This window comes from Microcoleus vaginatus HSN003 (assembly GCF_022701255.1).
Lineage (GTDB): Bacteria > Cyanobacteriota > Cyanobacteriia > Cyanobacteriales > Microcoleaceae > Microcoleus > Microcoleus vaginatus_B.
In genome coordinates this window covers 704,784-724,762 of the sequence record NZ_CP031705.1, presented here as the reverse complement: position 1 = coordinate 724,762, position 19,979 = coordinate 704,784, and the positions used below count along the sequence as shown (strand labels likewise).

Sequence of the window (19,979 nt, the reverse complement as noted above, 5' to 3'; positions counted from 1 at the left end):
GCTTATTGAGAATGGTGCAACATCTCAGCATAATATCGTTTCCGGTTGCATCGGAATAATAAAATCGAGTCAACAGTTAACACTCAACCATTCAGTTTTCGACCCGCCCGTCAACAGTCAACAGTCAACAGTCAACAGTCAACAATAATTCCGGTGCAACCGGAATTGATATAAATCAAAACTCCCCTGTCCACTGCCAACAATAAAGTTTCGAGCAATCTCCTGCAACCGCAACAGCCGCCACCATATCTGGACTCGGAATTAATTCCATTAAAGACCATCTCGATGCTTCTTCGGGGTTGTCTTCAACATTTAACAGCGCCGCAGGTTCTCCTGGTGCGAGGCTGACATCAAACTGATTCAGGGGAATAGAAAGTCCTTTACCGACTGCTTTGATATAGGCTTCTTTGCGAGTCCAGCAGGTGAAAAATGCTCTGGGTTGGAGATGCTCTGGGAGCGAAAGCAACACAGAGTTTTCTAAGGGTGAAAAAAAGTTTTTAGCAATTTCCAGGCAAGGAAAGTTGGTATTTATGCCTTCAATATCAACACCAATATCTCGATTTTTGGTAATCGCAATTAGAGCTATTCCGCCCGAGTGTGACACATTGAAACGCAGGGTATTTCCACCTTGGGCGGCGATGAGAGAAGGTTTGCCGTAGGGATTGTAGTCAAAGCGCAAAATGTGAGAATTTATGTTAAGATAGCGACTCAGAATCGCTCTGAGGGCGCCACGACTCACAATAAATTGCGATCGACCTTTGGGAAAGTGAAAAGCCTCGGCTTTTGTCCGCTCGTCCGTAGAGAGAGTCTCTTGTAAACTCTGCAAGCAAGATTCTGTTTGAGCCAGAGACACGCGCCAAACATGAATTTCGCCCAGATCCAATGTCAAGTCTAGTGGTGGAGAATTCCACGGAGGAACAACAGCAATCATGTATTTACCTTGCCAGATCAAAAGCTTCCACTTACCAAATTACCCCTCTTCTTCTTTCCCTTCTTTCTCTTCCTTCGCGCCCTTGGCGCCCTTCGCGGTTCGTTAAATAAGTCCCAATTCCAACCGTCAATACACCCAAGTTTGCACAACTTTTCCCGCTAATTGCTGTCCCAACCAAGGCGTATTTGCCGATCGCGACTTCAGACTTGACCCGTCAACAGTCCAACTCATTTTCGGGTCGAACAAAATCAACTCAGCAGAAACTCCCGGTGCAACCGTGAGGGGGGTTTGTCCGAGACAAACGGCAGGGCCTGCGCTCAAAAGTCGCCACAGTTCTAAAGCGGAAAATTCGCCGGTTTCTACCAGTCCGTGCCACAGTAAAGGCAAAGCCAATTCCAAGCCGATCGCCCCGGGCGGACTATCAGCAAAAGCCACAGTTTTCTCCTCATAAGTATGCGGCTTGTGGTCGATCGCGATCGCATCAATTACGCCATCTTTCACAGCTTGAATCAACGCTAATAGGTCGCTGAGATTGCCCAACGGCGGTTCTAGGCGTAAATTCGGATCGTAGGGCAACGAAGCAGTCAGAGCATTTTTCCCGCCGGAATCTTTAGAGTTGCCTGAAATTGCCCCGACATTCAACAGCAAGTGCATCCAAGTCACACTCGCAGTCACCGGCAAACCCCGCGCCTTGGCATCTCGAATCAATTCCACGCTACGCGCCGTAGAAACGCGCATGATGTGCACTGGAGTTCCCGCAGATGCCACCAACTCCAGAATTACCGCCAAAGCCGAAGTTTCCGCACTCGCCGGAATTCCAGGCAAACCCAAGCGCACTGACACCGCACCCTCTCTCACCGCGCCATTTCCTGCCAAAGTTCGATCGCACGGCCACAAAGCCACCGACTTGCCCAAAGGCTTGATATACTCCAGCAAACGCCTCACCAGAGCCGGATTAGACAGCGGCAAACCGTCTGCAAAACCCACCACCGTAGAGGAGGCCAGCTCGCCCAACTCCGCCATCTGCTGCCCTTTAACGCCCGCTGTCAGCGCGCCCCAAAAATACAAGTGGGGCAGCCCGGGCGACAAATTGCGGATATGTTGCTGCAACAAAGCTAAACCGGCCAAATTGTCAACAGGTGGCGAGGTATCCGGCAAAATCGCCACTCGCGTAAAACCCCCAGCCGCCGCAGCCTGCATCAAAGATTCCAGGGTTTCCCGATCCTCAAAACCCGGTTCTCCGCTGTGACTGTAGATATCAGTTAACCCCGGCCCCAAAATCAGTCCTTGGCAATCCCGCACTTGGGTGTCAGCAGGAAACTCAGCAATTTTTTCTTCGACTGTTTTGATATTACCTTCAGCAATCAGAATATCAGCGATGCGATCGCTCCCTGAAACTGGATCTAGCACTCGTACATTTTGTAGCAGTTCGCGGCTCATAACTTAAGATTCAAATATATAGAAGATGGAATATGGAAGATGGAACCGCGAAGACGCGAAGGACACGAAGGAAGAAGGAAGAAGGAAGAAGGAAGAAGGAAGAAGGAAGAAGGAAGAAGGAAGAAGGAAGAAGGAAGAAGCAATCCACCCCATTAGTTTGAGCAGTTAAGAACTTCCTAAACGTCGGGCGCGGTTGTTATCAAAATTCAAACATTTTTCAGGCGGGTAGTCGTAGCGGTGGGCAGTGGTGTTAACTTAGGCCTAAAAGCTTTGATAAATTTCGCTTTGACACGAGTCTCTATCCCCCTAAATCCCCCTTAAAAAGGGGGACTTTGAGAAGGCTTCTTTTCCCCCCTTCTTAAGGGGGGCTAGGGGGGATCAAAGGCCTAATCGTCATCAAACAGCAGACCGGTCATACATCTACGGGTTCGCGCCCAGCACTTTACCGATTTACAGTGCTCCGGCTGCTGTTTTGTCAAAAACGCCGCCGCTCAAATGAGTTGTGACATTCATCGCCTGCAATACCGGCAAACCATCGGGGCCGTGGGGATAATCAATCACGCTAACGGCTCCGTTTCCTTGTTTGAATTTCCAGAAATGTTCGGGTTCTAAACCGAATAGGTGGCAGAGAATTGCTTTGTTAATGGCGTCGTGAGCAACGACAATCCCAGTACCAGAAACTGATTGTACGATTTCTCGCCAAGCTGCGATCGCTCTCTGCCAAACTTGCTGCAAATTCTCTCCTTCGGGCATTTGGACTGTTTCAGGAGATGTTTTCCATTCCTGTAGCAAACCAGGATAGGATTGTTCGATTTCTGATTCAAACTTTCCTTCCCAAAGTCCGTGGCTGATTTCTCTCAACTCATCGCGCAGTTCCAGTTGCAAACCGCCGTGATATTTGAGAATAATTTCCGCAGTTTCTTTCGGGCGCAGCATCGAACTGCTAATCGCAAAGTCTAATTTTACATCCTTGAGAAATTCTGCTGCTCGCCGGGATTGTTCGCGGCCGTTATCGTTTAGAGGCACGTCAATTTGTCCCTGAAATTTACCTGCTTTATTCCAGTCGGTTTCGCCGTGACGCACCAGCAACAAGCGCGGGCCTTGGTGTCCGTCCCTCGGTTTGGGAAAAATTTCCCCGGTATGGGAAGTTAAATTCAGGGATTCTAATTGAACTGGAACTTTCTTTTTTGGCTCTCCTGGCTCGTCGGTGGTAACAGGGGAATATCCAAAATTAAGGACGCTAATGCCGCAATTTGACTGCTGAATAGATTGGTAGTAATTCGGGTTAATTTCTGACGCTGTAGCTATGAGAGCGCGGTTGATTCCGTTATGACCTACTACTAGAATTGTGCCGTCCCGGTGGCGCGATAAAAGTTCTTGCCAAAAATGACGGGCGTTAGCAAAAATTGCCAATACGGGGAAGTGTTCGATTTCGCCATCCACAGATGGCAGTTTCATGGAAAATTTGTCTGGCTGTTTTTGCCACTGCTGATATGCTTCGGGGAATTTGTCGATCGCATCTTGGCGCAACATTCCTTCCCACAGAGGCAAATCGATTTCCATCAAACTATCAGTTGGCTGGAGTTGTGGCGGATTTGTCAAGCGCGACAGGATGATTTCCGCTGTTTCTTTGGCTCGTTGCAGGGGACTGGTATAGATGGCATCAAAGGCGATACTGCTGAGTGTGTCGCCTACTTGCAGGGCGGCGCTGCGGCCTGCTTCGGTCAAAATTGATTTATCGAGGCGGCCTTGGATGCGGCGTTCTTGATTGTAGGTGCTTTTGCCGTGACGGACTAAGATAATGCGAGTCATTCGATTTTAGATTTTAGATTTTAGATTTTAGATTTAGCCTGCTACCCCGCTGCGGGTGCGCTGTGCAGATATTACCTCATACATCGCGGGTGCTTAGGCCGCACTACTCCTGTAGCGTGCGCCATCAGCACCGTTGGGCTAAGGTGTGAACCTTACGCATACATGGCGGAGCGAGGATTTGTGGCGTAAGTCTTGTTGAGGAGAGTCAAAAAGATGAGCCAGTGAAATTTTACCAGTTGTCGGGATACTCTCGTCTGCAACGACCTATGATTAAAGACGGAAAAGATTTAGCCACGGATTCGCGCGGGACGGAAAAGCAGGAATGACACTGAAGCGGGTTATTTTAGGTATTTTAACGGCGATCGCGATCGCCCTGGTCGGTTTATCTTTACTTGCTAGTTGGAACCAGCCGCAAATTCAAAGCCGGCTGGAACTCTACCAGACAAATTTGCTGCTGCACGCCTCGGAGTGGCAAGGAGAAAATAATCAGAGTTCTACTAATTTAAGTTCGGCGCGCAACAATATTGTCGGTGCAGATCCTTTAAATACGGCTTTGACGCAATATCAAGAAGCGCGAGACTCGACTCGCAAAACTCTCGAAACAAGTCAAGCACAAGTTAAAGAAATTCAGTCTGCCATCGCCTCTAAGTCTGATGATAATACTCTGAGTTTGGCTCAAAATAAGGCGGCGTCAGAGTCGATCAAGCAACAGTCAGGGCTGCTAAACGAACTTGACTTGCGTTTAGGAATTTTGCAGGCAAGCAGTGGCAAAACTGAGGCGGCGCTTCAAACTTGGAAAAATTTAGTTGAGCGCTACCCAACTAAAACTGATGACGATTCTTCGGTGGAAACTGCTCAAGTTTTAACAGGAATTTGGAGCAATCCGGCTCAACTGCTGCCGGATGCCGAGCCGCGCATTCAAAAGTCTTTGGAGGGCTGGTTTCGCTATCGCGCTCTAGCTCAACTTTACAAGCTGCAAGAACGTTCTAAAGACCTGGTGGCGCTGCAAGCAGCAGAGCAAGTAACGGCTGAGCAAGCTGTAGAAAAGTTGGCAATTGTCGTTGGCGTTCCGGCGATATCACTTTGTATTGGTACGGTTTTGCTGGTTGGTTTGACCGTGCAGTGGCTGTTGCAGCGGAAGCAGTTAGAGAAAGCAGATTCGGGGCCGCTGTTGGCGCGAAATGCGAGCTTGACTTGGGATGTGCCTTGGGACGGTGAGATTGTTTGGCAGGTGCTTGTGGTCGGCTTTTTCTTTGTCGGCCAAATCTTGATTCCCTATTTGTTGCTGCCTGTTTCTCTGGCTGTTTTAAAACTCAATCCTGCTACTTTTGACCCGCGCGACAAGGCTTTTTATATCTTTGCTACTTATTTGTTGCTGTCGGCTGGGGGGCTTTCGGTACTGTATTTTTCGGTCAAGTCTTTTTTGCCTTTGCCTGAAGGTTGGTTTCGGATTAATTGGCGGGGAAGTTGGTTTTTGTGGGGATTTGGCGGCTATTTTGTTGCTTTGCCTTTGGTAGTTTTAGTGTCGCTGATTAATCAGCAATTGTGGCAGGGACAAGGTGGCAGTAATCCGATTTTGCCGATCGTTCTTGAAGGTAGGGACAACGTGGCCTTGGTGGTGTTTTTCGGCACTGCTGCGATCGCGGCTCCGGTTTTTGAGGAAATCGTGTTTCGAGGCTTTCTGCTGCCTTCTCTGACTCGCTATTTGCCTGTTTGGGGGGCGATCGCAGCTTCTGCTTTCTTGTTTGCTGTGGCTCACTTGAGTGTCTCTGAGATTCTGCCTTTGGCGACTTTGGGTGCGGTTTTGGGGTTTGTGTACACGCGATCGCGCAATCTCCTTGCTCCTATGCTTCTCCACAGTCTTTGGAACAGCGGTACTCTCCTGAGTCTGTTTCTTTTGGGCGGCGGCGCGAGTTAATTCGGGCGGTTGTTAATAATTGTGAATTAACCGAGTTTTTTTGAGAGCGATCGTCAGGGCGATCGACTCTTGCCAAAAACAGCAGTAGGGTGCTCGGTGCGCCCCTGATATGTAGTCCGGTAAAATAACCGGAATTTCATTAGGGGCGGGTTCACCCTAATCTGTAATATCAGCCACAGATCCAGCTCGACGGGCCCCCGTTCCTTACTTGAGCGGAAAAACAGGGTTTAACATGGAAGTAATATCTTGTCGGCTGATGATTGAGAGACTCACCCGGGCGATCGTACCGAACGGAAGTTGACAATCCGGCTAATTTATAGCTAAATTTTAATTTAGGATGAGGCTTAAACCCATGAGCAATTTGAACAGCCGCAACTTAGAGGGAACGCCGAGTTGGATGCGTTTCGCACCCTACGCAGCCTTGGGCCTTTTAATATTTTCTCTCAATTCAGGTAGCGAACTCAATTATTTCTTGAGAGGCTACTTGGTGATTCTACAAGCTCAAGCCGGTATAGTTCTGCTGTATTTTGCGATGTCTAAGTTTCGCAAAAACCCAAATAAATGAGTAAAAATTAGTAAGATTACTTATGTCGGTCGTTAAAGGTCGATCGCGGAAGTTAAAATAAAAAACTGGGGAAAGTAAAAATGGTAAAAGATAAAAGCGTAGCAGTTGCGTTAGCTTTCTTTGTGGGAGGTTTCGGAGTTCACAAATTTTATTTGGGCAATAACTTAGCAGGGGTATTATACTTGCTATTTTCTTGGACATTAATTCCGTCAGTGATCGCATTTTTCGATTTTATCGGCCTACTGCTGATGTCGGAACAAGTTTTTCAGGTACAGTACAATGGCGGAATGTTGCCGTCTGGATATGCCCTCAGAGCGGCAAAAGATGTAACAGGGGCGATCGGCGACTTGAAAAAACTTTACGATATGGGCGCAATTACGGCCGAAGAATATGAAGAAAAACGCCAAAAACTGTTGCGAGAATTGTAATTAAGAAGGAAGTTCGGCAACGGATTATGTAACGGATGTAACGGATGTCAGGAAGAAGGAAGTTCGGCAACGGATTATGTAACGGATGTAACGGATGTCAGGAAGAAGGAAGAAGGAAGAAGGAAGAAGGAAGAAGGAAGCCCACTATTAAAAAAGTGGGAGTGAAGTAAGAAAGTGTGAGATCACAGCTATTTAAGGATAAAATTAAAGTGTCTCAAGATTTATACTGGCTGCGTCAAACTCCAAACTGGGTGTGGTATGCTTTTATTCCCTACTTCGGCGGATTGGCGATCGCCTATGCAGGCCAAAAGTCAAATATTCGCAGTTGGATGGGATGGGGTGTTGCAATTACTTTAGCAGCACTAGCGGTATCTTCTTCAGCTAATTTGGGTACGATCGTGTGGATTGCTCAAATTGTCACTGCTTTTAATTTGAAAAAACGCTATCTCATCAAAACCGCACCCAGAGGTATACTGGTTCCGGCAACGGCGACAAATGCCGAAGAACTGGCAAACGTGCGCGGCAAAATAGATATTAATGAGTGTACCAAAGACGATATGGTCAGAATCTTGGGTTTGCCGATCGTCTACGCCAACGATATTGAATCTTTGCAAAACGAAGGCTACATTTTCACCCACGCCGAAGAGTTATCACAAATAGCCGGAGTTCCCGAAAGTCACGTCAGACGAATCGCCCCGATGATTTGCTTCAGCTACAATTATCAACAAGAAGCGCAGTTTACTTGGAAACGGTTAAATATTCTTTCGCCGGAAGAGTTAATCGCCAGTGGTTTAGATCGGGCTGTGGCGGAACAAATAGTTAGAGAAAGGCAGAGAAAAGGCGCTTACAAATCAGTTGTCGAAGTCAAGCGGCGGACGGGACTGCCTTTTGATTCATACCGCCATATTTGTTAATTTGCAGTTGTTACCACGAACAGCTTATGGCAAAAAAATCTGTGGAAAAGTTGCGGGTTCGCGACTATTAAAACATCTACTGGGAAAATCTGATTGAAGAAATAGAAGACCTGGGGCGAAGTGAACGCCGGAGTTTAGAGAGTAGTCTGGTGATAATTCTCCCAAACTTGCTCAAGTGGCACTTTCAACCCGATTAAAGAAGCGGTAGCATCTCTAAAATCTAAAATCTAAAATCTAAAATCGATTGACTTTCTGCCAGATGAGATGATTCAACGGTAGCATGGCCAAAAAGCTCGATCGCCTCCTGGTAATTGACATTAAATGCACCGACTGGCAAAAATCACCCCCAGAAGGCGGGCTCAGCGAAATTATAAAAAAAGTATTTATCCTCTTGACATTTACACAAAAAAATGATATTTCAATATATTGTGAAACTCCTACTTTTCCTTAGCATCAACTCCAAGCCAGGGTAAGTTTTCAAGAATCTGCCTTAAATATCAGTGGTAAGCTATCTGAATTATTATTGAAATGCAAAACGACACAATAGTAGCAGTACCGCTAACATCAAATTATGTCTGACTCTCCTCCATCCCAAATCTCCCCAGAAGCAGCACCGGAAAATGCTGCTACCGAAAACCGCAGTGCCAAAACTAGGCAACTGTTGGGCATGAAAGGGGCCGCTAGCGGAGAAACTTCAATCTGGAAGATTCGCTTGCAATTGATGAAACCGATTACCTGGATTCCCCTAATTTGGGGCGTGGTGTGCGGGGCGGCTTCTTCTGGAAACTATGTTTGGAACCTAGAGAATGTCTTGATCGCAGCAGCTTGTATGTTGATGTCAGGGCCGTTGCTGGCAGGGTACACTCAAACTTTGAACGATTTTTACGATCGCGACATCGACGCCATTAACGAGCCCTACCGTCCAATTCCCTCCGGGATTATCTCGATTCCCCAAGTAGTAACGCAAATTTTGGTATTATTGGCCGCTGGCATTGGGGTGGCTTATGCTCTAGACTTGTGGGCGGGTCATGAATTCCCGATAATGACTGTTTTGACTCTCGGTGGCGCGTTTCTAGCTTATATCTACTCTGCGCCCCCGCTGAAACTCAAGCAGAATGGCTGGTTGGGAAATTATGCCTTGGGTGCTAGTTACATTGCCCTGCCTTGGTGGGCTGGTCAAGCTTTGTTTGGTACACTAGATCCTACCATTATGATTTTGACCCTGTTTTACAGTTTGGCTGGGCTGGGAATTGCGATCGTCAATGATTTCAAAAGTGTCGAAGGCGATCGGCAATTAGGGTTAAAATCTTTGCCAGTGATGTTTGGCATCACTACTGCAGCTTGGATTTGCGTGTTGATGATCGACATCTTTCAAGCTGGGATTGCAGGCTACCTGATCAGCATCCACCAAAACCTTTACGCTGTCATTCTGCTGCTGCTGATAATTCCCCAAATTACTTTTCAGGATATGTACTTTTTGCGTAATCCCCTGGAAAATGATGTTAAATATCAGGCAAGTGCTCAGCCTTTCCTGGTTTTGGGTATGCTGGTAGCAGCCTTGGCACTGGGTCATGCGAGTTAAGCAGAGTTTTGAGGTTTGAGTTAAAAAATTTTGAATTCCAAAAATCTAATTCACTTCTCAAAAAAATACCAAGCTCTGCAGCGTTAAGAAAAGTTTTGAATTTTGAGTGGTGAATTAAAAAGTTTTTAATTCAAAAAACTTAATTCAAGGCAGCGTGTTATTCAAGAAAAAATGTCGAATTAAAAATTAAGAATTTAAGAAAGCTAGCTTTTTTAATTTTTAATTTTTAATCGGACTTGATGAGGTTTGAAGGTCTGAACGTGGCAGAATTTTTCTCAAATATCAAAGATACATTGAGCAAAGTCACTAACGCAATAAGCGGTAATTCCGATCGAGAACCGCCCAAGGCTGCGAAGGGCAATAAGCTCAACTTGCCGGAACCGGAGGCGGAATTTCCTACACGCATAAGGGATGAGCGATCCGAGTATGTGGTATCAGAAGATGCTGCACCTCTAGAAGAGTCGGAATATTTAGAGTCAGAATATTTAGACTCAGAATATTTAGACTCAGAATATTTAGAGCCAGAATATGCTCGATATCCAATAGTCAAGCGCGATTGGGAAGGGTTGAAGCGCTTAATCGCTTGGTTGGAAATTGAACCTCAAGTTACCAGCTTGCAAGCCAAGGGAAAAGAATTGTTGCGGCCGGGATTAATTGTGCGGGGAAATAAATCACCCCAAAAATCCGATAGTAGCAAATTGCCGGAAAAGAGGGCATCGCAGAACACCGAACTGCAGAGACATACGGAACTACAGGAAATTAGCCCACCGCAGGAAATTAGCACACCGCAGGAAAATACCGCACCGCAGGAAAATACTAAAAAACGTATCCCCCGCCGTCCTAGATTTTGGATAAGTTTAGGTGTTGCCAGTATAGGCGGGGGCGCTTTAATCTACGGTTTATGGATTTTGTACACCTTAGACAAAGGTTTGCCGGATGTTAACGATTTGTCAGCCTTTAACCGCGACGGAACGCTGACAATTAAGGCATCAGATAATACGATTTTGTTGCAGTCGGGGCCTGCAACTAGAGATAAACTGAAACTTAAAGAAATTCCCGAACTGTTGGTTAAAGCTTTTATTGCCATAGAAGACCGCCGTTTTTACCAACATCGCGGGGTGGATTATCAAGGTATTGTGCGATCGATTGTTTCTAATTTGATAGAAAGAGATTTAGTGCAGGGTGGCAGTACGATTACCCAACAATTGGCTCGCGTTGTTTTTCTTAATCAGGAAAGAAGTATTAGGCGGAAGGTTCGGGAAGCTCTTTTAGCTCAGAAAATAGAGCGGGAGTTGAGTAAAGAGCAAGTTTTAGAAAGATATTTAAATCTGGTTTATTTGGGTTCGGATGCCTACGGAGTGGCGGATGCGGCTTTGGTTTTCTTTAGCAAAACAGTCGATAAATTAACTTTGGCAGAGATGGCAACTTTGGCGGGTTTGCCGCCGGCGCCAAGCGAATATTCGCCTTTGGTTAATCCGAATATTGCTAAGAAACGCCGCAATCTTGTGCTGCAACAAATGCAGCAAACGAAGGTAATTACAGAGGCTGAGGCGAGGGCGGCGATGGCGGAACCTATCGCCGTTAAACCAAGTCCGCCGAAGCGATTTAAAGTAGTCGCACCTTATTTTGCTAGTTACGTTCGGAGGGAATTGCCACGCTATGTTTCTCAGGATGCTTTGGAAGCTGGCGGTTTGACTGTGGAGACGACGGTGGATTTGAAGTGGCAGAAAATAGCGGAACAGGTGGTTAAAAATGCGATCGAAGTTGATGGCCGCCGTCAGGGTTTTGAACAGGCAGCTTTAGTTTCTATGGACACTAAGACTGGGGAAGTTAAGGCCCTGGTAGGAGGTGGAAGTTATAAAGAAAGTCAGTTTAATCGTGCTACGCAGGCTTTGCGGCAGCCCGGATCGACGTTTAAAGGGTTAATTTATGCCGCGGCGATGGCGGCTGGTTTTTCTCCCTATGACGGTTACGAAGACGAACCAATTATTATCGACGGCTATCAACCGAATAATTATGGCAAAAAATTTAGCGGTTGGCGATCGATGTCTGATGCTTTGACGCGTTCGGTGAATGTCGTAGCTGTGAAGGTGTTGATGGATGTGGGCTTTGAACCGGCGATCAAATTAGCCAACGATATGGGAATTAAAACGAAATTGAGTCCGATTTATTCCCTGGCTTTGGGTTCTTCGGAGGTGAATTTGCTGGAGTTAACCAATGCTTACGGTACTTTAGCCTCGCAAGGGAATTTTATTGAAGCCCACGGAATTAAGCGGGTGATTAATCAGCGGGGAGATGTGATTTATCAGGCTAAATTTAAACCGAAGCGGGTTTTGGATAAGGATAGTGCTGCGATTACTACTTGGATGTTGGAGGGCGTTGTCCAAGACGGTACGGGGGGGCCTGCTGCTTTAAATGATCGCGCTGTAGCCGGCAAAACTGGTACTTCGGAAAACGTGCGGGATTTGTGGTTTATTGGTTACATTCCACAGGTTGTGACTGGGGTTTGGCTGGGGAATGATGATAATTATCCCACTTGGGGAACTAGCGGTACGGCGGCCTACAATTGGCGCGATTTTATGAGTCAAGCTGTTAAGGGAATGCCGGTAGAGAAGTTTCCGAAGTTGCCGGAGTTGGAGGGCCGCAAGGGCAGTATTAAAGCTAAACCGGTGCAGCCTAAGAGGATTATTCGGGGGATGATTGTGAATGAGGATGGGGCGATCGTTCCTTACAATCCTAATCCTCAACCCCGGTATCGCGAGTGGCAAGAACCTGCTTATCAAGAGCCTGCTTATCAAGAGCCTGCTTATCAAGAGCCTGCTTATGAAGAACCGGGATATTAAACTATCGGTTGCTAGTAAGGACTTTAGTTTTTTTTCAATTGCTTTAGCCTCACCATAAAAAAGCCGTCCATGTGATGTCTGTGCGGCCACACTTTCACCCATCCTTCGGGTGATGGCTGTACGGGTAAATCAATTGTTGGCGGTTCGATTTGCCAGTGAGGATTGCTGTCTAAGAACGATCGAATAACTGTTTCATTTTCCAAGGGATGAATCGTGCAAGTTGCGTAAACTAATACGCCGCCCGGCTTGACAAATGTCGCTGCATTTGCTAGCAATTCCGATTGCAGTTGGGATTGTGTTTGAATGTTTTCCGGCGTGTGTCGCCAGCGGGCGTCGGCGCGGCGGTGGAGGGTTCCGAGGCCAGAACAAGGTGCGTCTAGTAAAACTCTGTCTGCGAGGTTAACAAACTCTGGGAAATGGCGGCTGTCTCCGGTATGAATTTTAATCGATTTCATCTGGAGTCTGTCTGCATTTTCTTTAAGTTTGTTGAGTCTGCTGGCGGTTTTGTCGCAGGCATAAATTGTGCCTTCATCCTCCATTAATTCGGCGCTGTGGGTGGTTTTTCCCCCCGGTGCGGCGCAGGCGTCGATAATGGTTTCCCCTGGCTGGGGCGCTAGTAAATGGGTGACTAATTGAGCGCTGCTGTCTTGGATTGTCCACCAACCTTCGCTATATCCGGGGAGGTTTTGAATAGCGCCGATGCTGCCATTTAGTCTTAATGCTTGTGGCAAGTTGGGGATTCTGCTAGTTGAGATGTTGTGGGATTTGAAGGCAGTTTCAATTTGGGCGATCGAGCTTTTTAAAGGATTGATTCTTAGATCAATTGTGGGGGATTGGTTGAACCATTCACAGAGTTGTTCGGTTTCGGTTTCGCCTATTTGTTCGCTCCACAATTCTATTAGCCAGTCGGGGAAGCTGTGGATAATTCCTAAGCGTTGGACTGGGTTTTCGGGTAATTTTAGGGAATTCAAACCCCCCCAGCCCCCCCTTGGTAAGGGGGGGAGTTAGAGGTAGTTTTAGTCTCTGTTTGCTGAGGGGAATTAGGAAGACTCTTAGCCCCCCCTTGGTAAGGGGGGGTTGGGGGGGTTAAACGGGTATACTGTCGCAACAAACCGTTGACAAAACTGCTGAGCCCTGAAAATCCGTTTTCTTTTGCTAGTTGAACGGTGGTGTTGACGGCGGCGGAGGGGGGAATCTGGTTGAGATATTCGAGTTGATATAAGCCTAAATGTAAGATGGTGCGGAGTTCGGGCGGTTGTTGGGAGGATTTCTTTGTTGCTAGTTTGTCGATGATGAAGTCGATCGATCGCATTCTCCTGACGCTACCGTAAACTAATTCTGTCACTAAACGCCGATCGAGGTCGTTGAGTTGAGAATTGCTGAAAGCGCGATCGAGTGCGGCATCTGCGAATGCACCGCGGCGGTGGACTTCGCGGAGTGCGAGAAAGGCTATTTGGCGGGGATTTTGCATGGGGAATGGTTGATATGTCAAGTTATTATAGGTGATTCAAATACCCGACGGTTGAAACCGCGTCTACACAGACAAAACTCGCCTTCGCTGGGTGAAGAAACCTGGCGGTTGAAACCGCCGCTGGTCTCTAAAAGTTTCAAATTTCCTCTGGATTTATCCCCATTTCTCGCAATTTGTCCGATAGGCGATCGGCTTTTTGCTGTGCTAACTCTTTATCTTGCCGTTCTTGTTCCATTTGTTGCTGTGTTAGTTCCATTTGTCGCTGTGCTGATTCTTGTTGTCTTGACAACTCCACATAAGACAAAAACTTCTGTCCATCAGGCCGATAAATTTCCAAGTCTCCCGATGCAGTTTGAAAACGGATCTGCAAACGCGGACTTACCCAACCCTCCATTGATTCAATATAGTTGAGTTGTCCGTCACTTCGCACCCAACCTATTAACTCATTATCCTTTAAATCGTAGAAATAACATTCTTCGACTCCATAATTTTCATAAAACTTAAAAAGCTTAAACATTGCTGTCATGCGGTTTCCCGGCGATATTATTTCAAAGACAACTTGCGGCGCAATATTATCTTCAAGCCACTGTTGGTAGGAACCTCTGTCACCTTTGGGTCTGCCAAAGACTACCATTTTATCAGGTGCTTGGCGAGTTTTATTATCTCCTTCGACGGGATACCACAGCAAATCACCTGCTACAAAGACATTTTCGTTGTCTTTGAATAAGGCATCTATTCCGCCTTGAATTTTTACTATTAATTGGAACTGTTTGGTATTGTCAGACATGGGTTTTCCGTCGCTGTCTGGGTAGATGATTTCTGGCAAATTTTGAGTGGGAATTGTGGCTGTCATGGGGATGACTCCATTGCTAGTAGCATCAATTTCTATTTTATACCTATTTTATAAGACTTACGCACGGGGCCCAGAAACAGGGTTTTTTTACGAAATTACTTCGTTCGTACTCGAAGATTAGGTAAAAAACCCGGTTTCTTTGTCGGAGTGCGTAAGTCCTGTTTTACTTATTCGGGTTTGGTTGACACCAAGGGTTCTAATAAATTGCGTTCTTCTATGGGAAGTTCTAGCAAAACTCGTCTGTCCCCCTTTGTTTCCTTATAGCGGACTGCCGCATTCAGCAGGCGGATGGGAATTTGGAATTGTTTGTAGTTGCTGGTTAGTTCTTGCCACAATTCTAACCAAGTGCGTGCGGCTTTGTCACTCACCATTTCTGACATTAGCGCGGGGATATTTCGCACAATTCCCTGTCCTAATATTGAGAGATATTCGTGTTTCTCGTAAACTGGAATTAGGCTGGCAATGCGAGGTTTCCATATTGCTGCATCCTTGTTGGCGAAGAGGTTATTGATAATTAATTCGGCCTCGTGTGCATCAGATTCATCGTCAGATTCAACGCTTTGAAAGGCGTCATCTAAGGCGGCGATACCTTCGTCCCAACGATTCAATCCGAGAATGGGGATAGCGCGGTTGAAGGCATATAAATCTGGCCCAAGTGTGAGGGCGCGATCAAAAGATACTAAAGCTTCTTCATAACGTTGGAGGTTGTTGAGTACATCGCCTCGGGAAACCCAAGTTAAGCGATCGTTGTCGTCAAGTTTGATCGCCCTGTCGTAAGATACTAAAGCTTCTTCATAGCGTTTGAGGTCTTTTAGTATATCGCCTCGCGTAGCCCAAGTTAACGAATCGTTGTCGTCAAGTTCGATTGCCCTATCGTAAGATTCTAAGGCTTTTTCATAATGTTTGAGGTAGTGGAGGAAATCGCCTCGTAAAAGCCAACCCCCTTGATAATTGGCATCAAGTTTGAGCGCCCGATCGTAAGATTCTAAAGCTTCTTCATAGCGGTCGAGGTATTTGAGTATATTTCCTCGCTTAATCCAATCCTGCGGATAATTACTATCAAGTCCGAGCGCCCGATCGAAAGATACTAAAGCTTCTTCATAGCGTTCGAGATTATTGAGTACATCGGCTCGCATATACCAAGCTAACTTATCGTTTGGGTCAAGTTCGAGCGCCCGATCGTAAGATGCTAAAGCTTCTTCATAGCGTTTGAGATTGTAGAGGACATTGCCTCCTCCAACCCAAATCTCCTGATAATTGGCACCAAGTTCGATCGCTCGATCGAAAGATACTAAAGCTTCGTCATAGCGTTTGAGGTTATCGAGTACATAGCTTCGTAAAGCCCAAACAGATTGATAATTGGCATTAAGTTCTATCGCCCGATCGAAAGATACTAAAGCTTCATCGTAGCGATCGAGGCTGTTGAGTACAATGCCTCGTAAACCCCAAGCCCACATATAATTGTTGTCAAGTTCGATCGCCTTATTGAAAGATTCTAAAGCTTCTTCATAGCGTTTGAGGCCGTAAAGCACATTGCCTCGTAAAGCCCAAACAAACTGATAATTGGCACCAAGTTCTATCGCCTTATCGAAAGATGCTAAAGCTTCTTCATAGCGTTTGAGGTGGTAAAGCACATTGGCTCGTAAAACCGAAGCCGACCTATCATTGTCGTCTAGTGCAATCGCTCGATCAAAAGATGATAAAGCTTCATCGTAGCGTTTGAGGTTGTTGAGTAAACCACCTCGTATACGCCAAGCTAACTTATCATTGTCATCAAGTGCGATCGCCATATCAAAGGATTCTAATGCTTCATCATAGCGTTCGAGATTGTCCAAGCAACGTCCTTTTTCTAACCAATCCCGTGCCTTACCGCGAATGGCCACCAGTTTGTTTGCTAGATTCAAAGCCGAAACATAGTCTTTCTTCTCTTTGCAATTTTCAATTTCCTGCACGCAAGCTGCCACGCGAGAGTCTTCACAATCATCTGTTTCCCTTGGCCCAAGCGCACGCAGCAGATATTCTCGCTCGACGACAGCATTAGGCGGTAGTGTTTCCAGACTTAGCTGATACTTCAACTGAGTTTTTTCCCATATATTATCAACTAGCTCTTTCCCGATCGGAATCAATCTTACTCCCAAGCGATCCAATCGTTGTTTCAACTCTTCTTGCGTGTACCACAGCCGCAAAAAATCCACAATTAAACTAATGGGCTCGCCCCGATGCTTTTTCACATCCATGCAAAAGCGCATCAGCACTTCTTGAAGTTCATAATACGACTCGCGCCCGATCGATTCGCTCGTCACATAACCCATTCCCGACAGTTGTTTAAGTTGGCTGGATGCTGTCTGATGCGTCATAAAACAGCGTTGGGCAATCTCTTTAACCATGACAGCCCCGCGCCGATCGCACAAAAATTCAACTATCTTTCTTTGCTGTGGCGAAAGCCACGCCATCCGCGCCTGATAGTACGGCGTCAGTTCATCTAGGGTTTGCAAAAACGGTTTCACCAGTCGATCGAGCGAGTCGCGAGTCAAAAATTCCGCAAAAATCATATAAACGCGGTGGTTGCCGCCAGCCAAGTGATGGATTGCTTCAATTCGAGAACGTCCCTTTGGTGTTTCTATGAATAACTCTAGTTCTTTGTTGTCCTCTAATTTAGCGATATTTTTCAATAAGCAGACAACTTGCTCTAAATGTAGCTTTTCTAAATAGTGGCGATTGAAGAAGTCGTAGAATGGGGCTTTTTTATGCTCGATTCCTTTGAATAAATGCTGAGATGTCGCGAAAATCGTACAGAAATGATAAGTTTCTAAATAGTCTCGGAATTGCTGCTGCCCGCTGTCGCCCAACCCTTCAAACAAGTCATCCAAATTTTCTACAAGTAAAAGCAGAGTGCGATCGCCCACAAAATCCTTCAGCAATTCTGCTGCTATCTGTTGAGCGGTATCGGGCGATTCACCGTAAAGCGATTCTACCCGATCGAACAATTTAGCATTGTATTCGGCCGGATATTCTCGTTGGAGCGATCGCAAAATTCGCAGGAGCAAATCGAGAAACGACGTGACGCCCCACTCTTCCTCCCGCAACCAAGCAATCAGCACTTTTTCCCGCAAATCCTCCATTTTGGAAACGCGGTGATACATTAGCGAGACTAAGTGCGTCTTCCCAATACCTCGCATCCCAATCAATAGGTGATGCTGCTTGATCGGCTTAAGGATGCTCAAACGGATTGACTCGACTAGCTCGTTTGCCAAATCGTGACGCTGCACCAACATCTCCTCTAAATCTTCGTGCTTCATCAGACTGGGCGTGAAGCGAGAGACAAGTGTACTTTTCATACTGTCAACCCCCTCGATAGTAACTGGGAACGAGAAATTTTGGTGGATTCGTTTTCCATGAAATGCTTGTTAGACAAGGTTTTTAAACTTTATACGTCTAATTCTACCATACGTTTGCACAATATACGTTGTTTTTGTTGTACACATAGAAGAAAATATAGGTGATTTTGTTGTAAATTTTAAAAAGCAGTGTTAGACTGCCTTAACAAGCAAACAAGCGCCCCTAGGTGGTACTAGAGACGCTTTCGATCGCTTATCAGTTTTCGGGAGCCACTGGCTGCAACCAGTAGCACTCTTATGTTGTTTATGGTCTATATAGACCCAGGATTTCTCATGACTAATTATAACAGCGAACAGCTCAATCTGTTCACCCAGCCGATCGCAGTTTCGGTGGAAATTGGCTGCACTGTTGAACGTGCCGCCGAATTAGTACAACGCTCAAAAAGCTCAATCTACGATCGGCTAAAGAAAAATAAACCGTATCTGCGGCAGGTTCCCACAGGTACGTGGCAAATTTACTCTACAGGCAAAAAAGATGGCTCAATTCTTGTGAATGTTGCCTTCATTTATTCTCCAAAAGATAAGAATTGGAGACTTGCTTGAACTCAAACCTCAAGGCTGCGTTAGTTTAAGTTTAACGCAGCCTTCAGCCTCTTCGGTCGCTGAGGAAAACAGCAAGCAGAGCCTCCAAATCTACCTCCTCAGGCTGAGCCGGGGAACAAGAAAAAATCTGAAAAATATTCCTTAAGACTTGTTAGAATACACAAAACTTCATACTTTCCCCAACACTGGATGACCTTTTTCAACGCCTCCGAACCCCTAATCCGCTGCAAACAGGAACATCTCGACGTACAAGACCGCGCAGGCCTGTTGCAACTCCGCTGGCAAATTGGAAATATTACTCTTTTCTCAGGATTTTATACCCGCATCGACCAAACTTTTCTGCTTTGGGGTTTGGTGACAGGGGGGATTTTTTTTACGGCTCAGTTTTTCCCCATCAGTTGGAGCTTTCAGGCGATTCTGTGGTCAACTTTGACTCTAATTGGCACTGTGGCAATGGCCGTTTTGACTTTGTTTTGGGTAAGAGTCGAGCGAGTTAGCTGGATTCTTTACTGTTGGGCGATTTTGATGATAACTGGTTTGGTTCTGACCGATTGCAGTATTTTTGCCGGTTGGGGAAGTTTGTTGCTGCACCTTTGCGATTTGTGGTTGGGGTTGAGCGCGATCGGCTATTTGTTGACGGGATTAGGTTTGCGATCGCGCACTTTTCTCCTGATTGGACTAACTCATTTATTTAGCATCCCTCTATTAAGTTTTGTTGCACCTTGGCAATATCTAACCACAGGAATAATTATGGCTGGCTGTTTGTTGTTATTGTCCGAATTGCAATGGGATATGCGATCGCCGATCGACAATACTTTGCTAAACGCAGAACAGAAAGAATTTAATAGAATTCAACAGCAACTGCGGCAGAGTGGCGCGATTGTCTCCAAATAAATCACAAATGTAAAGAATTCTGTAGGAGTGCTGACACTTTCCACAAATCGTACACAATAGAAAGATACAGCATAAATAAAAAACAAACTTTAACCAGAACAGGTGTTTTGCTGTTTTACCTGTGAATCGCCAACCTCAGGGGAACGGTGTCCGGGAGGCGACTGGCTAACAAAGCTGTACTTGCGACCATAAAAGTTAATTCCGGTTGAGAGTAGTTGTTAAAACAAAAAAAGTGGTGCAGGGTTTTTACCGTTTCCCCTGCTTCGCAGTCTCTGAGGAGAGGCTAAACCCTCTACTAGAACAGCCTGACGAGATTGGCACAGGTTTTGACAGTTGCTCAGACCGATTTTTGAGTTCAGTGTTTAAAAAAGTTGAGGAAATGCTCGC

Annotated in this window: 15 protein-coding genes and 2 pseudogenes; 11 read left to right on the top strand and 6 right to left on the bottom strand. The window is 46.0% G+C overall.

What is annotated here, in order from left to right; genetic code table 11:
• Positions 1 to 175: 175 nt before the first annotated feature.
• Together D0A37_RS03150 and D0A37_RS03145 are read right to left on the bottom strand one after the other, a co-directional pair.
• Positions 176 to 931, bottom strand: coding sequence for a 4'-phosphopantetheinyl transferase family protein (locus tag D0A37_RS03150; protein WP_242720946.1), 756 nt, complete (start codon positions 929 to 931; stop codon positions 176 to 178).
• Positions 932 to 1,057: 126 nt separating this feature from the next.
• Complete coding sequence (locus D0A37_RS03145) at positions 1,058 to 2,371, bottom strand: dihydroorotase (protein WP_242720945.1); 1,314 nt, start codon at positions 2,369 to 2,371, stop codon at positions 1,058 to 1,060.
• A 25-nt stretch (positions 2,372 to 2,396) separates the two neighbouring features.
• Here D0A37_RS03145 and D0A37_RS03140 point away from each other — a divergent pair, with 25 nt between their 5' ends.
• The gene (locus tag D0A37_RS03140) at positions 2,397 to 2,540 is read left to right on the top strand and encodes a hypothetical protein (RefSeq protein ID WP_242720943.1); all 144 of its coding nucleotides are present in this window, start codon (positions 2,397 to 2,399) and stop codon (positions 2,538 to 2,540) included.
• A 281-nt stretch (positions 2,541 to 2,821) separates the two neighbouring features.
• Here the strand turns inward: D0A37_RS03140 and D0A37_RS03135 are convergent, their stop codons facing one another.
• Positions 2,822 to 4,183 (bottom strand): histidine phosphatase family protein, encoded by a 1,362-nt coding sequence (locus D0A37_RS03135; RefSeq protein ID WP_242720940.1) that lies wholly within the window; start codon positions 4,181 to 4,183, stop codon positions 2,822 to 2,824.
• A gap of 322 nt (positions 4,184 to 4,505) precedes the next feature.
• Between D0A37_RS03135 and D0A37_RS03130 the strand changes: the two genes are divergently transcribed.
• From D0A37_RS03130 to D0A37_RS03100, 8 genes and pseudogenes are all read left to right on the top strand, one after another.
• Positions 4,506 to 6,101, top strand: coding sequence for a CPBP family intramembrane glutamic endopeptidase (locus D0A37_RS03130; protein WP_242720938.1), 1,596 nt, complete (start codon positions 4,506 to 4,508; stop codon positions 6,099 to 6,101).
• 352 nt (positions 6,102 to 6,453) lie between these two features.
• Positions 6,454 to 6,666 carry a hypothetical protein gene (locus D0A37_RS03125; RefSeq protein WP_242720934.1) on the top strand — a complete coding sequence of 71 codons (213 nt, stop codon included), beginning with the start codon at positions 6,454 to 6,456 and terminating at the stop codon, positions 6,664 to 6,666.
• Positions 6,667 to 6,746: 80 nt separating this feature from the next.
• Positions 6,747 to 7,094 carry an NINE protein gene (locus D0A37_RS03120; protein ID WP_242720931.1) on the top strand — a complete coding sequence of 116 codons (348 nt, stop codon included), beginning with the start codon at positions 6,747 to 6,749 and terminating at the stop codon, positions 7,092 to 7,094.
• A 44-nt stretch (positions 7,095 to 7,138) separates the two neighbouring features.
• On the top strand, positions 7,139 to 7,264 hold the full coding sequence (locus tag D0A37_RS28875) for a hypothetical protein (protein ID WP_278187149.1): 126 nt from the start codon (positions 7,139 to 7,141) through the stop codon (positions 7,262 to 7,264).
• Positions 7,265 to 7,303: 39 nt separating this feature from the next.
• A complete protein-coding gene (locus D0A37_RS03115; RefSeq protein ID WP_242720928.1) occupies positions 7,304 to 8,008 on the top strand; it encodes a helix-hairpin-helix domain-containing protein in 705 nt (234 codons plus the stop codon).
• A gap of 71 nt (positions 8,009 to 8,079) precedes the next feature.
• Positions 8,080 to 8,202 (top strand): annotated as a pseudogene (locus tag D0A37_RS03110) (DUF29 family protein); the annotation flags it as partial.
• A gap of 377 nt (positions 8,203 to 8,579) precedes the next feature.
• Positions 8,580 to 9,590, top strand: a complete 1,011-nt coding sequence (gene chlG / locus D0A37_RS03105; protein ID WP_242720923.1) for a chlorophyll synthase ChlG — start codon at positions 8,580 to 8,582, stop codon at positions 9,588 to 9,590.
• 239 nt (positions 9,591 to 9,829) lie between these two features.
• The gene (locus D0A37_RS03100; RefSeq protein ID WP_242725332.1) at positions 9,830 to 12,433 is read left to right on the top strand and encodes a transglycosylase domain-containing protein; all 2,604 of its coding nucleotides are present in this window, start codon (positions 9,830 to 9,832) and stop codon (positions 12,431 to 12,433) included.
• Between the two features lie 23 nt (positions 12,434 to 12,456).
• Here D0A37_RS03100 and D0A37_RS03095 read toward each other — a convergent pair.
• The 3 genes and pseudogenes from D0A37_RS03095 to D0A37_RS03085 form a co-directional block, all read right to left on the bottom strand.
• Positions 12,457 to 13,904 (bottom strand): annotated as a pseudogene (locus D0A37_RS03095) (16S rRNA (cytosine(967)-C(5))-methyltransferase).
• A 136-nt stretch (positions 13,905 to 14,040) separates the two neighbouring features.
• A complete protein-coding gene (locus tag D0A37_RS03090) occupies positions 14,041 to 14,757 on the bottom strand; it encodes a Uma2 family endonuclease (protein ID WP_242720920.1) in 717 nt (238 codons plus the stop codon).
• Positions 14,758 to 14,924: 167 nt separating this feature from the next.
• Positions 14,925 to 18,095: a tetratricopeptide repeat protein gene (locus D0A37_RS03085; protein ID WP_242720917.1), complete on the bottom strand. Its 3,171-nt coding sequence runs from the start codon at positions 18,093 to 18,095 to the stop codon at positions 14,925 to 14,927.
• A gap of 333 nt (positions 18,096 to 18,428) precedes the next feature.
• Here D0A37_RS03085 and D0A37_RS03080 point away from each other — a divergent pair, with 333 nt between their 5' ends.
• Positions 18,429 to 18,698, top strand: coding sequence for a hypothetical protein (locus D0A37_RS03080; protein WP_242720914.1), 270 nt, complete (start codon positions 18,429 to 18,431; stop codon positions 18,696 to 18,698).
• 189 nt (positions 18,699 to 18,887) lie between these two features.
• The gene (locus D0A37_RS03075) at positions 18,888 to 19,592 is read left to right on the top strand and encodes a hypothetical protein (RefSeq protein WP_242720910.1); all 705 of its coding nucleotides are present in this window, start codon (positions 18,888 to 18,890) and stop codon (positions 19,590 to 19,592) included.
• Positions 19,593 to 19,979 lie beyond the last annotated feature (387 nt).